Origin of the sequence: Pedobacter sp. SG908 (assembly GCF_011759615.1) — a bacterium.
GTDB classification, from domain to species: Bacteria; Bacteroidota; Bacteroidia; order Sphingobacteriales; family Sphingobacteriaceae; genus Pedobacter; species Pedobacter riviphilus.
Map to the genome: position 1 here is coordinate 1,251,674 of NZ_JAAOYY010000001.1, position 16,597 is coordinate 1,268,270.

Annotated in this window: 11 protein-coding genes; 6 read left to right on the forward strand and 5 right to left on the reverse strand. The window is 39.5% G+C overall.

Annotated elements, in window-relative coordinates; genetic code table 11:
- Positions 1–419: 419 nt before the first annotated feature.
- The 6 genes from FHT21_RS05325 (at position 420) to FHT21_RS05350 (ending at position 10,127) form a co-directional block, all read left to right on the forward strand.
- Entirely contained in the window at positions 420–1,238 is an 819-nt protein-coding gene (locus FHT21_RS05325; protein WP_167293707.1) for an alpha/beta hydrolase family protein, read from the forward strand.
- Between the two features lie 247 nt (positions 1,239–1,485).
- Positions 1,486–1,740 carry a hypothetical protein gene (locus FHT21_RS05330; protein ID WP_167293708.1) on the forward strand — a complete coding sequence of 85 codons (255 nt, stop codon included), beginning with the start codon at positions 1,486–1,488 and terminating at the stop codon, positions 1,738–1,740.
- A gap of 729 nt (positions 1,741–2,469) precedes the next feature.
- Entirely contained in the window at positions 2,470–5,682 is a 3,213-nt protein-coding gene (locus FHT21_RS05335; RefSeq protein ID WP_208398868.1) for a TonB-dependent receptor, read from the forward strand.
- Positions 5,683–5,699: 17 nt separating this feature from the next.
- Positions 5,700–7,646, forward strand: coding sequence for a RagB/SusD family nutrient uptake outer membrane protein (locus FHT21_RS05340; protein ID WP_167293709.1), 1,947 nt, complete (start codon positions 5,700–5,702; stop codon positions 7,644–7,646).
- Between the two features lie 23 nt (positions 7,647–7,669).
- Positions 7,670–8,872 (forward strand): DUF4959 domain-containing protein, encoded by a 1,203-nt coding sequence (locus FHT21_RS05345; RefSeq protein ID WP_167293710.1) that lies wholly within the window; start codon positions 7,670–7,672, stop codon positions 8,870–8,872.
- A 31-nt stretch (positions 8,873–8,903) separates the two neighbouring features.
- A complete protein-coding gene (locus FHT21_RS05350; RefSeq protein WP_167293711.1) occupies positions 8,904–10,127 on the forward strand; it encodes a DUF4998 domain-containing protein in 1,224 nt (407 codons plus the stop codon).
- A 476-nt stretch (positions 10,128–10,603) separates the two neighbouring features.
- Here the strand turns inward: FHT21_RS05350 and FHT21_RS05355 are convergent, their stop codons facing one another.
- From FHT21_RS05355 to FHT21_RS05375, 5 genes are all read right to left on the reverse strand, one after another.
- Positions 10,604–11,509, reverse strand: a complete 906-nt coding sequence (locus tag FHT21_RS05355; protein ID WP_167293712.1) for a serine protease — start codon at positions 11,507–11,509, stop codon at positions 10,604–10,606.
- A gap of 24 nt (positions 11,510–11,533) precedes the next feature.
- Positions 11,534–12,640 carry a thioredoxin family protein gene (locus FHT21_RS05360; RefSeq protein WP_167293713.1) on the reverse strand — a complete coding sequence of 369 codons (1,107 nt, stop codon included), beginning with the start codon at positions 12,638–12,640 and terminating at the stop codon, positions 11,534–11,536.
- Positions 12,637–14,007: a TlpA disulfide reductase family protein gene (locus FHT21_RS05365; RefSeq protein WP_167293714.1), complete on the reverse strand. Its 1,371-nt coding sequence runs from the start codon at positions 14,005–14,007 to the stop codon at positions 12,637–12,639. The genes FHT21_RS05360 and FHT21_RS05365 overlap by 4 nt, the downstream gene beginning before the upstream one ends.
- Positions 14,008–14,081: 74 nt before the next feature.
- Positions 14,082–14,996, reverse strand: coding sequence for a hypothetical protein (locus tag FHT21_RS05370; protein ID WP_167293715.1), 915 nt, complete (start codon positions 14,994–14,996; stop codon positions 14,082–14,084).
- Between the two features lie 10 nt (positions 14,997–15,006).
- Complete coding sequence (locus FHT21_RS05375; protein ID WP_167293716.1) at positions 15,007–16,590, reverse strand: RagB/SusD family nutrient uptake outer membrane protein; 1,584 nt, start codon at positions 16,588–16,590, stop codon at positions 15,007–15,009.
- Positions 16,591–16,597: the final 7 nt, after the last annotated feature.

Below are 16,597 nucleotides of genomic sequence, written 5' to 3' on the forward strand. Positions count from 1 at the left end.
TGCAATCGGGGCTGGGTGGCGCGGCCTGTAATAGGATTATAGGCTGGAGGCTTAAGCATGATTGAGAAGAGGGTTAGAGTTTTTGCAGCAACCTTTGTTCAATAAACCCGGTAGTAGCGGTTCCGATCCTTCATCGGAATTAGCGAATAACGGGGCTGCTGTTACCGAAGAGCTGATGAACGATCGTTTTCAAAAAAAAAGAACCAGCTTTTGCTTACTTCTTAACCTTTTCCTTTTACATGAAGATTACAAGCTGGATGCTGTAAAAAACTGAATGATTGTTTTAAAGTTGTTTAGCTGTTTAATGAATAGATGAACAGGGTGTCATTATTTTTGGTTTCAATTCACAGAAATGGCAAACAATATCCAGTTATTTTATAAATTTAGCACCGTATTATAATAATAATTAAAAACTGCTCATGAAAAATAGCTTTTTAATAACCGCCTGTTTGTTTTTGTTTAACCATGTTTTAAGCGCTGCTGAAGTAGATACCGCTTTAACCTATAGTAAATCGATGAACAAAAATATTAAAGCAGTGGTAATTAAGCCGGATAGCTATAAAACAGGAAAAACTTTTCCGGTGGTTTACCTGCTCCACGGCGCAGGAGGTAACTATGCAGAATGGGCCAAAAAAGTACCAGCGATTAAAAACCTTGTCGATCAATATCAATTTATTGTGGTATGCCCTGATGGTAATGTAACCAGTTGGTATTTCGATAGTCCGGTAGATGCTAAATGGAAATATGAAACCTATGTGGCTAAAGAGTTGGTGAGCTATATTGATGAACATTATAAAACGATTGCCGAAAAAAGGGGGAGAGGTATTACAGGTTTGAGTATGGGCGGCCATGGTGCATTATACCTGGCTATTAAACACCAAGATGTATATGGGGCTGTAGGCAGCATGAGTGGCGGTGTAGATATTAAACCTTTTCCGAACGGCTGGGATATCTCAAAAAGATTAGGTACACAGGACGAATTTCCGGAGCGCTGGAAACAGAACAGTGTAATTGATATGATTTACCTGATTAAACCCGGATCGCTGGCCATTGCTTTTGAATGTGGTGTAGACGACTTTTTCTATAAAATGAATGTACGCCTGCATGATGAGCTGTTGTATAACAATATTCCGCACGATTTTACCACCAGACCCGGTGTACACAACTGGGATTATTGGGCGAATGCCATTAAGTTTCAAAGCGTTTTTTTTGATAATTATTTTAACCGTAAACCTTAGAATTGGGTATTGGCTACTGGTTTAAGTAGTTATTCTCTTTTTCTTGTTGATAAACAGTGATTTATAAAACTGACTAAAAATTGAAATGTTGATCTGTGGTTGAAATCATACATTTTGAATTAAAATTGATACGCGATTTACCCTAAAAATTAACTTTTAGATTACATACAAAATAAAGACTTACCATATTTTTGGCCGTTCTCGAAATCTTATTTATAAAACAGGAAACGAAGATTTAAAACCAAAAATGAAATACTTAGTCAAAGAAATCAGTGACGGAAACTGCGATATCACGTTATTGCCAGAAAACCTGAATGATAGGAATCTTTTAGCCGAAACAACGAAAAACCTTCAGCACGATTACCAAGAAACGATCCAATCGCATTACGAACATGCATTGAAAAATGAAGTTCATGGTAATGCGGCATTTGTTTCCTTAAATAAAGAAGAAAGCAATTATCCGAAAAGAGTAAATGTAAATTACCAGATTATGCTAAGTTAAGTAGATCATTTTCTGGCCAAAAAACCGTCTAAAGGGAAAAATAAGCCTGAGCACTGGCTTTAAGAAAAATTTATCCACCAGGTTACTCAAATAAAAGGGACTATTCGATTTTTTTCGGGCAGTCTCTTTTTTATTTTACGGCTATTTAGTTTACAAATGATTTGCGTGCGCCGCAAGGTAATCTGAAAGGTACTTAAAGCATTTAAGTAAAAATTTTAAACCTACCATGATTTTACACATTTTGGGTTAAAATACGGTGATCTTGTGTTAAAATACGAGTGCTTTAATCTAGAGATAGTATATATTTTTAATAAGCGTTGTTTATACGTTTATCAGATGCTTATTGACGCTTAGGTGAGAATAAATATCACTACCATTAACCAAATAAAACTAATATGAGTAACAGTCGAATCCTCTATAGGCAAACACCTATTTAAAAGTTAGCACTATCATTTTTCAGATAAGGGATATGTTTAAACAGAAATGGTTTAAGATTTCATCTTATCCCATATTTCTTTGCTTATTTTAATAAACGTTGTTTTGACGTTTATGATTAATCTTGAAAAGGAAAGGGAATGTTATGCCCATTTAAAACCATCTAAAAACTATTAAACCAAATATATTATGAGCAACAAACAAGGGTTAAATCCAAAAATTCGTAATCTGCCTGATTTACTGACCGGGTCTCTCAAAATAATGATATCATCAGTTATGAACAGACAGCAAAAAATGAAGAAAATTAAATCCGGTTTTAACAGTAGGGGATTAGCAAAATACATGATGCTTTTTCTCACCTTTTTAAGTATTAATGCCATGGCCCAGAATTCAATAACGGTTAAGGGTATTGTTAGAGATACGACAAGCGGACTCCCCGGTGCCGTGATCAAAATTGTGGGGGCTGCGAATCAAGGAATCGCTACAGACAATTTTGGCCGATTCGAAATTAGGGCTGCGAAGTCGGCTACGCTCGCCATTACCTGTATAGGATTCAAGCCAAGGCAAATTTCACTTGCTTCAAAATCAGTCGATGCAGGCAATGTGATTACTTTGGACATCAAGCTTGAAAGTGCTACCACTGAGTTACAGGAAGTTGCAGTAACCGGATTTGGTAATACCCAAAAAAAAGCGAGTATGGTTAGTTCAATCACAACGGTAAATGTGAAGGACTTAAAAACCCCTTCATCAAACTTGACTAATGCTCTTGCCGGGCGTATTGCCGGAATTATTGCTTTCCAGAATAGTGGCGAACCAGGAATGGGCACTGATAACTCTACCTTCTATATCCGGGGTTTATCTACGTTTGGGTCAGGTAAAAGAGATCCGCTCATCTTAATTGATGGGGTGGAATCCTCGGCTACCGATATGGCACGCCTACAGCCAGATGATATCTCGGATTTCTCAGTACTGAAAGATGCTGCGGCCTCTTCGGTTTATGGTGCAAGGGGAGCAAATGGGGTTGTTCTTATTAATACCAAAATGGGAATGAACGCAAAGCCCCTGTTTAATTTCAGGGTAGAGAATAGAATATCGAGGAATACCAGGGATTATGAGTTTGCAGATAATATCACCTATATGAGAATGGCGAATGAAGCTTCAATAACACGTACGCCAAACGGAATTGAACCCTATTCCCAAAATAAAATCAACAGTACGGCAGCTGGTGAAGATCCATATCTGTACCCGAATAATAACTGGTTAGACCAGCTTATTAAAAAGCAAACAATTAACCAGGGCTACAACCTGAATATAGCAGGAGGTTCCAATCGTGCCAGGTACTACATAGCAGGTACCTTAAACCAGGATAACGGTAATTTAAAAATAAATCCGATTAATAATTTTAATAATAATATCCGCCTGACCAACTATTCTATCCGGTCAAACATAGATTTCGATCTCACCAAATCAACTGTATTGATTATCCGTATGTATGGTCAGTTTGATGACTACCAGGGGCCAATAGGTGGCGGTGAGCAAACTTTTAGGAATGCGTTAAACGCAAATCCGGTCATGTTCCCGGCTGTGTATCCATCAGGCAAATTGCCCTTCATTGAGCATCCGCTTTTTGGTTCTGCCCAGACGCGCAATACCGACTTGAGCCTAAGTTCTACCTTGTACACCAATCCTTATGCAGAGATGGTAAAAGGGTATCAGGTTTATAAAACCTCGAATCTACAGCCCCAGTTAGAATTAAAACAAGACCTGGCTAGTCTAACAAAAGGCTTAAGTGCGCGGGCAATGGGATATTTGCGAAGGACTTCTTATTATAGGGTAAATAGAAATTACGATCCATTTTTTTATTCTGCGATGGTTAATGCTCAGGATCAGTCATATAACCTTACAGCATTAAATGATGGTGGACAGAATTCGATAGGTACCGTTGGAACAGAAGTGCTAAACTTTAGGAGGGATGCAAAGGATATTGATTCGAGGATGTGGTTGGAAGGTTCAGTGAATTATAGCAGGACTTTTAAGGATAAACACGCAGTTGGAGGTATGCTTGTTTCTTATCTTTCAGATTATGAAAACGCAAATGTTGACGAGCTGGTTCAGTCTTTACCTTCGAGAAATGCAGGTATTTCAGGGAGGTTCTCTTATGGGTACGATGACAGATATCTTGCGGAATTTAACTTCGGTTATAATGGATCTGAGCGTTTTGATACGCGTAATCGGTGGGGTTTCTTTCCCTCGGTCGGTGTTGGCTACAGGATTTCGAACGAAAAGTTTTTCGCACCGCTGAGGGGTGTGATCTCTAATCTTAAATTTAGGGCTACATATGGTGTTGCAGGAAATGATGCCATTGGAAATGTAAACGACCGTTTCTTTTATATGTCGCGGGTAAGTTTAAACGACAATGGTTATGGTGCCTCTTTTGGCAGAAACGACGGAGCCCCATTATATAGCCGTCCTGGTGTTTCCATCTCCAGATATGCGAATGCTGATATTTCCTGGGAGAGATCGACGCAGTTGAATATTGGAATGGATTTGACCGTAGGAAAAGGAATTGATGTAGTTGTGGATGTTTTTAAACAAAAACGAACTAACATTTTGCAGCCTGTTGCAAATATTGATAATGCAGCAGGCCTAATGGCAACAACATTTTCAAATTTCGGAGATGGTACATCAAAAGGTGTAGATATGTCTGGAAGCTATAGGGCAAATATTTCCCGTGATTTTTCGATCAATGCCAGGGGTACTTTTACTTATGCTACAACTAAGATCGGTAAGATTGATGAACTTCCTTACCCCGCATCACTATCTTATTTATCCAGAAAAGGAGCCGCATTTAATCAAGCCTATGGATATATTGCTGAACGGCTGTTTATTGACGATGAAGAAGTCGCTAATTCACCCGTTCAGTTTGGCGATCGTGGTCTCAGGGCAGGTGATATTAAATATAGGGATATAAATGGCGATGGGGTTATCAATACTGATGATCAGGTTGCACTTGGTTACCCTACAGAACCAGAAATTACTTATGGTTTCGGATCAAGTTTTAGGTATAAGAAATTTGATTTTAGTTTTTATTTCCAGGGATCGGCTCGCTTTTCGTTTTTCATAAACTCGAACCAAGTTCAGCCATTTTATCAAAATGGTGGTTATCAGACAGGTTTGCTAAAGGCAGTTGCGGATAATTATTGGACGGAGACAAATCCTAATCTTTATGCCTTTTGGCCAAGATTAAGTACCTGGAGAGTGCCGAGCAATAACGTCACATCAACCTGGTGGATGAGGAATGGCAATTTCCTTAGGTTAAAAAATGTGGAATTTGGATATACTTCGGAGATTAAAAAACTGAATGTGAGAAGTATCCGCTTTTATTTGTCGGGAACCAACCTTTTCATATTAAGCAAGTTCAAAATGTGGGATGCAGAAATGCGTGGTAATGGAATGAATTATCCGCTCCAATCGCTTTATAACCTAGGCTTACAGGTGAGTTTATAATATAATATCTAATGGAAATGAATAAGAAAAAAATACTTGCACTAGCTGTCGTTTTCACAGTCTTGTGTAGCATAACATCCTGCAAAAAGTATCTGGACATTGTTCCAGACAACGTTGCTGTGATCGAAAATGCATTCAAACTTCGTATCGAAGCTGAAAAATATCTCTTTACCTGTTATTCTTACTTACCCAAAAATGGAGATGGCTGGTTCAATGCCGGAATGATGTCTGGTGATGAAATCTGGTTGCCTCAAGCAGACCGCGCACATTGGCATCCAGCCTTTCAGATAGCCCAAGGAGAGCAAAATAGAAGCAGGCCCTTATTTAATGAATGGGGTGGAGACTTAAAAGGAGGGGATGGAAGATATAATTACCTCATGATGTTCAGGGCCATTCGCCATTGCAACATCTTTCTTCAAAACATCAAAGACCCAACAAAAGCGCCTGATCTGGGAATAGCTGAACGGGAAAGATGGATAGGAGAAGTAGAGTTTTTGAAAGCCTATTATCACTATTACCTAATGAGGATGTATGGCCCTATACCGCTTATTGATGTAAATGCACCAGAATCTTCAGATCCTGAAGGGCTTTATTATAAACGCGCCCCAATAGATGAGACTGTAAATTATCTATCTGCACTTTTAGATGCGGCAACTGAAAAGCTACCACAACGAATTTCTGATGAGAATAAAGAGCTGGGTAGAATAACCAAACCCATTGCTCTTGCTGTTAAGGCAAAACTCCTTTTGATGGCAGCAAGTCCGCTATTTAATGGGAATTCGGATTATGCAGGCTTTAAGGATAAAGATAATACGACATTTTTCAATCCGGTATTCGATCTTAAAAAATGGGAAAAGGCAAGGGATGCAGCCAAAGCAGCAATAGCGTCTGCGGAGCTAAATGGCAGTGCCCTTTATACTTATACTAATGATTCATATGGCTTAAGCCCAGAAACAAAAACTCAATTGAACATTCGCAATTCGGTAACCACCAGATGGAGTGCTGAGCACGTTTGGGCACTTTCAAACAGTTATTTTGTGAATGAGGCTCTTTGTATGCCGCCAATGGCAGGCATCGCAAATGTAGATAGGTTCCAGTTACAAGGTGTTTGGGGAGCTCCGTTGAAAATTGCGAAAATGTTCTACAGCAAAAACGGTGTACCTATTGATGAAGATAAAACGCTGGATTTTGCTAATTATATGCAAACCAGAGTAGCAACTACCGCTGAACGTTTTACAATTGAACCTGGATTTGCAACCGCAAGACTTAATTATGACCGTGAACCAAGGTTTTATGCTGATCTGGGCTTCGATGGAAGCAAATGGTACATGAAGGATGCCACCAGCACAAGTAGCGACATAAACTCGGTATACGTCCAATCAAAAAATGCAGAACGATCTGGATTTGGTCATTTTACCAATTGGAATGAGACGGGTTATTTTATTAAAAAACTCGTTCATTGGGAGTCAACTACGAATACCAACAATGCCCCAAGTTGGAAGACCTATCCTTGGCCGGAAATAAGACTGGCTGATCTCTATTTGATGTACGCTGAGACTTTGAATGAAGTGGAACCCGGTTCAGCTACTGCAATCAGCTATGTGGACCGCGTGAGAACCAGGGCAGGATTAAAAGGTGTCGTAGAATCATGGACAAATTATTCCAAGAGCCCATCTAAGTATACCAGCCAGGCTGGGCTTCGAGAAATTATCCGTAGAGAACGCCTGATCGAACTGGCCTTCGAAGGTCAGCGGTTTTGGGATCTCCGTAGATGGAAACTATCTGGCGAGGAGCTCAATAAAGATATCACCGGACTAAGTGTTTTGGGTAAGACAGCTGAGAGTTATAACATCGAACGGACTATTTTCAGCCAAACATTTATAGCACCCAGGGATTATTTTTGGCCGATTGGAGACAATGAAATCAGAAAGAACCCAAAACTGGTAGAGAACCCTGGATGGTAGTATTTATTTTAAAGATAAAAATCATGAAATCAAAGAAAATAATAAATTACTTATTGCTGTTTACATTGGTATCCGCACTGTTTTCCTGTAAAGAGGAAGAACTTGGTGGGCCCACAACGCATGACGGAGCTGTTCCGCAAATGGTAAGCAACATTCAGGTTGAAAATCTGAGTGGTAAAGCGAGAATTACCTATAAACTGCCAAATGACAAGAATTTATTATATGTCAAAGCAGTTTTTAAGTTAGCCAACGGAACTAATTTTGAAGCCAAATCATCCTTTTATAAAGATACCGTTGTAGTTGAAGGATTTGCTGATACCCTGGAGCATCAGGTCTCACTGTATTCTGTGAGTAGGAGCGAGGTACTTTCGCAACCAACTATCGTAAAAGTAAAACCTCTTGAAGCCCCATTCCGGAAAGTATTTAAGAGCATCCAGGTTATCAATGCCTTTGGTGGATATAATCTGGCGGCTACAAATCCAACACGTGATAATATTTCGATAATGGTAATGAAGAAGAATGTTTTTAAGCAGTTTGAAGTGGACAATTTCAGGAGCATATTTACCCGTACCGACGTAATTTTATCTAAAATTAGAGGGCTTGATACCGCAAGGCAGGAATTGGCAATTTTTGTTAAAGACAAATGGGGGAACAGTTCTGATACACTTTACAAAACAATAAATCCGATATTTGAAGCTAAACTTAATCCTTCACTTTTCCGGGCTTTGGTATTACCTGGCGATGCTCCTCAGGTTACTAATGGCGCTGCATTGGTTTATGCCTGGGATGGTAGGCTCGGATGGCCTTATACAAGTTTTACCCATCAGATTAATGGCGGTAACGGGCCACATATGGTCAGCTTTGATACTGGTGTTTCGGCAAAATTAAGCCGTGTCTGGATTCGCCCCTTCCCTGAAGGAACAAGGTATTACTACCTCTCTACAATGAAAAGGTTCGAAATATACGGTTCCAGTAATCCAAATCTAAACGGAGCTTTAGACTCAAGCTGGATTCTTTTGGGTAGCTACGAAGTGAAAAAACCTTCTGGACTGCCTTATGGAAATGATAATGCAGAAGATCAGGCCACTGCAGCGGCTGGTTTTAGTTGGGATATTGATCTGACTGCGCCTAAAGTGCGCTATCTGAGGGTCAGATGTCTGGAGAACTGGGCAGGCGGAACCGCACAAAGTATCAATGAAATAGAGGTTTATGGTGCAGTACAATAAACAATTTGATTCATTAATTAGAATTAAGGAGATGAAAAATAAAATAAAGAAAACCATCCTCATGTCTTTCGTAGCAGCACTACTGTTTGGGTGCTCTAAGTCAGACGATTATAAAAAATATCTGGAAGGAGGGGATATCCTTTACTCGGGTAAGTTGGATTCTGTTAAAATTAACCCGGGCAACAATCGTGTACAGTTAACCGGTCTTTTAAAAGCCGATCCAAAAATCAATAGGATTAAAATCTTTTGGAATGATAAAAAAGATTCAATTGAGTATCCCGTAAATATGAATACAGATCCCAGGAGATTCACCAAAATATTTAATGTGGAAGAAGGGATACGAAGTTTTTTAGTGTATACTTTCGATGTTGATGGAAATAGATCCATTGCTGTTAATGCAGTAGGGAGGGTTTATGGCCCACGTTATGCTGCATCTTTGAACAATCGGGTAATTGGCAGCGCAACCCAAGTTAATGGCGAAACTGTTATCGATTGGCTAACCATTGATCTCTCGGCTGGGCCTTTCGCTACCGAAATCCAGTATATTTCTACAACCGGATTAAAAACGCTAAGAGTGCCAATAGCCACAGAACGCACCAAATTGAACGACCTTGCAAGCACAGCATCTACAATTAGTACCAGGACCCTTTATCTGCCTACTAAATCAAGTATAGACACTTTTTACACGGAGTTTGCTCAGGTTGGTGTTTTAAAGGATGTTACTGCTCAGTACATGTCAAACACCAACATACCCTTTACAACCAGCGTGAAGGGAGACAGATGGGGGATTCCAGCTGGTTGGACAACCAATGATGCTGTGCGAAATTTCAGGCAGGCAGCTGGTGTATTTTACGGTGGGGTAGATGCTTGGTTTGGCGGCCCTCAACTGGCCATGGAAGCAGGATGGTCAGCAGATAATATGGCTACAATTACTGATGGCAAAATTTATCAAAGTCCTATTTTACCTGCTGGGCTATATACCCTCGAAATAGATATCCCTGATTGTACCGCAGGGGGAGACTTCTATACTGTGGCGGCCGAAGGAGATGGCATACCCAATACGGGCAACATCGCATCTTCATTGGCGTATGCCAAGACGAATGCAAAAGGTACACATAAGATTACCTTTACATTGACTACCGAAAAGAAGGTGTCGCTAGGTTTTGTTGGCAATGTTCAAAATAAAGGAGCTGGAGATGGTACATTCTGGAGAATTAGCCAGGTACGACTGAAATATTTGCCCAAAACCAATTAATCTGGTTTTTAATTGAGCGCCAGAATGTGTCTGGCGCTCTTTTTTAGCTTCTTTGATTTTTTTGATTTATTGGCTCCGTTCAGAAGATGTAAACTAATTCTGATATTGATAACTCAAAAGCAATTAGTCTTCCGGGAACATTGAACACACAAAATGTAACCAGATACTGTTAACGGTTATATTTCTTTCCTTATCAATCTGTTTGGTTGCAATAAATTCTATTAACGTCGGACACCTAGATCTGGTTTTAAGTGTTTGCATTCAGGTTTTTATATACAAAAAAAGAAACAGAACATTTGATTCATTTCCTTTAGTAAAGTGAACAAGGAATAACCAGAAAATACTTTTCTGGCTTCTTAAGCTTAAATGCTAAACAGGCGATTGTTTTTTAGAAATTAAAAAGATACGAATGCCCGCGGTTCTTAATCGCGGGCATTTGAATTGCTGCTAAGGCTAAACAGCTTGGTTCGTAAATTTTACTGATTTGATCCTGAACGAACCAGTTTCCACAGTGCTTCTACAGGTACCGTATTCTTCACTACCATCTGTACGCTGGGGTTCATTTCGCTATGGGTAAACATTTTAGTATTGGAAACTGTACCAATTACATTCCCGTAACTATCCATTACCGGGCCACCGCTTGATCCTGTCGCATAATCTGCCGAAATAGCCATCATTTCTCGGAAAAATTTCTTGTCATGTTCTCCTGCTTCTTCCATGTATTTATTGGTTACCATACCTTCGCTAAAAAAATAATGCATGCCTTTGGGCTGCCCTAATACATACACTTGATCGCCTACCATGCCAGCTTGCGCTAATGGCAAAGCAGGAATTTTCTCCCCGTCGGTTGCTAATTCAAGTACCGCTAAGTCGTGGCTTTTTGAACAAGCAAGTATACTTTTTATGGCGTAAACTTTTCCGCTGGCCATCCTAACTGTTAGCCCTAGCGGCTTATTCCCGTCGCTTATATTCGCATACATTGCGGCTACGTGATAATTTGTTACCACAATACCTTTCGGATCTATTACATATCCTGAAGATTCGCTGATATGAGAATTACTACATCTTGGGCAGAGGTAGGCAATACCAACTGTTACTGTTGCAGGCTTTGCATATTCATAAATTTCGTTTCCAGTTTTTACCTTTTTATTAGTTTTCACTAGATTTAGGGAAATAACGCCCGTATTTTCTGCCAATTGAGTTTGTGCATCGGTAGAGGTAATGGTTTTCACTTTAAGAAACAAAGAGTCTAATGACTTTTGGTAGGCTGTTAAAATCTTTGCATCGTCGGTAAAGGCCTGGGCATATGTAGCACCAACAGCAAGTAAAAATATACCCGTTGCGATACCTATGCCTTTTTTAAGTGTTTTTGTTGCTAACATCTTCTTACAATTTTAAGCCTTTGTTTATTTACCTGCTGTTTTCATCAAGCTTTCAGCTTTATTCCGATAACCTTGAGCCTCCTTTTCGTAAATCTTTGCTACTCCACTGAAATATGCTCTGATTGCAGTTTTTTGCGCTTCATTGGCTTTATCCATTTTCTTCATTAAAATGCCATCCAAAATCCCCTTAAATACATCAGTATTTGGAATGAGCGCAATATTGCGCTTGTAATAGGCAATTAAGCCATCCAGATCCTGATTAATTACATACAGGGCAATCCGGCACATATGCGATTCAGGCTTGTCTGGCCTTAACTTCAGCAACGCTACGGTGTAGGCAATCTCCTCCACTTCCTTTGGGGTATAGAAGATGTTATACCTGGCGCCAGTTTCACTGGCAATCTGGTACATATCTTTACGTACTTTGTCGAATATGATCCTATTCGTTACTTCCGTACCCCAGAATGCATCTATATTCGATTTCTCTAACATCAGTTTTCTGAAGAAAGGACTACCGAACTTAGTGATGCCAAAAGCCAATTCAAGATAATCTTTGCTGAACCGTTCAAAATCCTGTGCGTTGTTGAATAGTTCTTCCAATACGGGTGAAGGATCTTTTGAATTTTGATAAAGTGCCAAGGCGTAAGGAAATCCCGTTTGCATATTTTTGCTCTCCTCATAAGCGGCTTTTAAACCAGCCAAAGAATTTTTAGGATCCAATGCGCTTTTTACCTTCTCTATAAATTCCTCTGCGGTTGCTTTACCAACAACCCTGTTGATTTCCTGACCTTGAGCATTTAAAATTAGAAAGGTAGGGTAGGCCGTAACATTGTATTTTTTACCAATCTCCTTGCCTTCTCCCTTTTCCATATCAAACTTGACAGAAACGAATTTGGGATTAAAATAGTCGCCAGCAACTTTTTTAGGAAATTCTTGTTGCGACATTTCCAGGCATGGAATACACCAGGTCGTATAGCAGTCTACAAGGATCAACTTTGGTTCAGCCGGATTTCCTGCTTTTCCCATAGCCGCGGCAAGGCTAGTCGTTTCGAAATTTATTCCCTGGGCGAATCCAGACTTCCAGCTTAATGCAGTAAAGCAGATTAAAGCTATAATAACTAATTTTCTCATTTCGTCTTTAAGTTTTCTCCTTTAAGGGCAGATTCAATAAGTGTTTTTAATTTAGCTTCAGATGGTCTAGGGGCATTAATGTTTACCGTTTTACCATTTTTATCAAACAAAATAAATCTTGGGATTTCTGTTACTTCATAGTCACTAACAATTGGCCCCTGGTTGTTAGAGAACAAATGTAAACCTGATAATTTTTTCTCTTCTACCATTTTCTGCCATTTGGCTTTATCTGTATCAATAGAAAGACTGATGAAAACAACATCTTTGCCCTCAAAAGACTTTTCAAGTTCCTCCAAAGCAGGTTGTTCTTTTAGGCAAGGTGCACACCAAGTTGCCCAAACATCAATCAACACAACTTTGCCCAGGTTTTCTGACAATTTGTGCATCTTACCGGTTGCATCAGGATAAGAAAAGTCAATCCAGTCTCCACCAGGTTGTTGCATACGAGCTCTTTTCAACATTGCTTTCATTTTGTCCCGCTGTTGATTGGTTTGCATATACTGTTCATTTCGCTCCAGGTATTGAACAAAGTTCATGTTTGCACCTCTTTCTGCCTGTGCCACAATAAATTTAGCTTTTAGCTCTTTATTAGAAATTTCCGGTATTAACATATCTGCAGCCATTCCTTGTTTCGAATTATAGATGATATGTTTCACAAAAGCGAAGTAAAGCATGTAATGATAGCCCATAGGCAGATTCCAGATATTGGCATCTGTCCATTTTTCATCATTATAAAATTTAACCAGACTCTCAGGATATTCATCTTTCTTTCCGATGTTCAAACCAGAAGCGGTAGGGATAATCACATCATATTTATAACTATAAGTTAAAAAATATTTAGCCTGTTTATCGAAGGCTGTATTTCCGGTATTGATATTTTTGATAAACTGCTCTACCGGGGCTTTAAGCGAATCGATGATTTTCAGATAACCGGCAGAAGGTAACCGATAACCATCTTTGGTATAACCATAAGTTCTTAATGGCTTTATCATTTTATACCAATCGGCAAATACCTGGTTTTCTTTATTTACGCTGCCCGAATAAACAATTTGCCCGTCACCTGCATCTACATTCAGTTCCTCGCCAGCTTTCAGGTAAACAGCATACTGTTCATCAAATACCCCTACGTAACGGATGGTATTTAGATCTTCCTTCTTCACTTCGCCATGGAAAATTTGATCTTGTCTGCTTTTTACCATTGGGAGAATAACCTGAATTTCACCATCTTCAGGTTTAGAAAAGAAAACCTCTTGGGTTTCCCTGCCATTTGGCAAAAGCTTGTGGAATTTTCCTTTAATGACAGCGGTTTGTGCCCATGATGATGCAGATACAGCCAGCATCATAGAAAAAATTAGTGTTTTTTTCATTATAAGTTAGTAATTGTTTAAAAGTTGGCAAGTTTAAATGGCTTGCCAACGGTTGATTGTATGTTGTGTTTGAATTATTGTATTCCCATATCAGTTAAAATCTGACGGATGTAGCCGTACTTTAAAAGAATATTAGGATATGCAGCGTATTTCTGCTTGAATTGTGCATCAGTATTCACCATGGCAGATTCTATATACATACTCACATCCAACCAGGTAGATATTGGTGATGATGAGGTGATTCTGGTGTCTGGCCCAAGAAAACCTAATGCCTGAAAGGTGAAAGGGGCTGATAAGCCCACAATATAAGTGCTTGTTAAGTAGAAAGAATTTAACCCATAAGCATCCCGACCGGTTACATATTTTCTGGAAACAGCATAAAACTTATCCAGGATACTTGCATATTTATTATCCAAGACTGAATTGGTAAGCATTGACCTTAATATGGCAGCTTTGTAATCAGCTTTGGTCGCTACACTCATGGTTGGGATTTTTGAAACCTGTGCCACTACCACAGTATTAAATCCTTTATAGGCGTAGCTCCCGAAAGCATTGGTATTCATGTTGTCAACCAAAAGAATACTTGGAACATGGATATTGCCCTTTATTACAGGCATAATCTCATTTCTTAAGAACGTTAGTGCATTAGGTACATCCGTTTTATTACAATAAGTGAATGATTGCACGATAGGTGACGGACCACTTTGTATGCCACCTAGCGAATAGCTTAATGATAAAACTTCGTAATAAGTATAGGTTTTCCCAAAAACATCTACGCGTTTTTGTGAACCTATGGTATCATTAACGAATACCGGGATGCCTGTTTCCTTGTAAAACTGAAAGTTAGCATGAATCGTTGGGTCGTTTGGATTATCTTCCATCGCCAGCCAGTTTTTATCATAATCCGGAAACTGGGTGAATGGTTCTTTTCTGCAGGAAACCAGTGTAAACGTGCAGCATGCTGCTATCACAAATAAAATATTTTTCATCTTGTTCAGGTTAAGGTTGAATATTACGGACACTGCGAATCGGGTTGCTTAATGAACCCCTGTTAAATTCTATAGCATAATTGGGGATAGGCACTTGCCAGCTTGCGGCATCCTGGCCAATAGATTTTAATACATAATATCCGGCAGGGTTATAGCTATTACTTTGAGCATCATAACTATAGGTTGGATGTTTGATTGTAAAATCTGCACCTAACGGATATTTGGAGTTCACCTCATACCGCCTTAAATCGAACCAACGATGTCCCTCAAAGCAAAATTCCCGCCTACGTTCATCCCGAATAAAATTAACTAATGCCTGGTTAGATGCCGGTTGCTGGCTACCTCCGTTATTGTTAAAGCGCATCGCCTGCAGTTTCTGAATTTCACTCCAGGCTTCACCATCAGCACCAAGCATGGCTTGCGCTTCTGCACGGTTAAGCAACATTTCTGGCAAACGGAAAGAAAAGATGCAAGATACCTGCTCAGGATCGTTATAGGTTGACCAGGTACGCCATTTAGCGGGAAGAAATGCTTTGCTTTTTGCCGACAACATAAAGCAGGCATTCAAGCGCAGGTCATTACTATTAAAGCGCTGTATCAGATTATCAGAAGCCTTGAAACTAGATGCAAGACGATTCGCAGGGGCATAAGAAGTTAAAGAATCGTTAGGGAAAACGGCAGGAATAGAATTTGTTCCCATAGTAAATATGGTTTCTGTAGAACTGCGGGAGGTAAAGTTACTCTTTGCCACATAACGCTTTAAATCAATTATACTATAACCCATATTTTCATAGCCATTAGTTACTTGCAGTACTTTATCATATTGCTCTGTAAACAGATATACCCGGCTTTGTAAACATTTAACAGCGGCAATACCTACCCTAATTTTTGTTGTAGGATTATAGCCTTGAAGGAAATCTGCTGCCTGATTAAGATCTGATACGATCTGGTTATATACCGTTTCATTATTGGTTCTTTTAAAATAGGCATCTTCTACCTTTTCTGAGATCTTCAGTGGCACACCCTCATCCGTTGCAGCAGTAGCCTTACGATACGGAGATCCGTAGATATTTTGAAGCAAAAAGTAGTAATAAGCACGAAGGAAATAAGCTTCACCACGTAAATGTTGCAGGTTTGCATCTGCCGGATATTTTGCAGCAATTTCTGAACCTTGATAAATTAGCGCATTGATGGCACCAATGCGTTTGTAAACTTTTTTCCACATAACATCAGTCCAGGCCGTACCTATAATGTTGACTGCTGGATTCTGCGCCCAGTTGTGAAAACCAGAAAGCATGTATAGCGGAGTAGCCTGATCTCTATCAGCAGCTCCAAGCACAAATGCTTCCGTATCATCATCCATCACATGCAGCCATGGAGCGGAAAGGTCAGTGTCTAACGTGATATTTCCCATTGTTGCCGGACTATAAAAAGATAAACTATAGACATTATTCATGAAAGCTTCACCAATCATCACCCTGTTCACATCCTCTGTGGTTTCCAGGTATTTCTGATCCGTAGAATATTCTTCCAAAAACTTGCTGCAAGAACTAAGCAGCAGCAGGCAAGTTAAAAGGGTTAAAAGATATTTCATGGTTTGT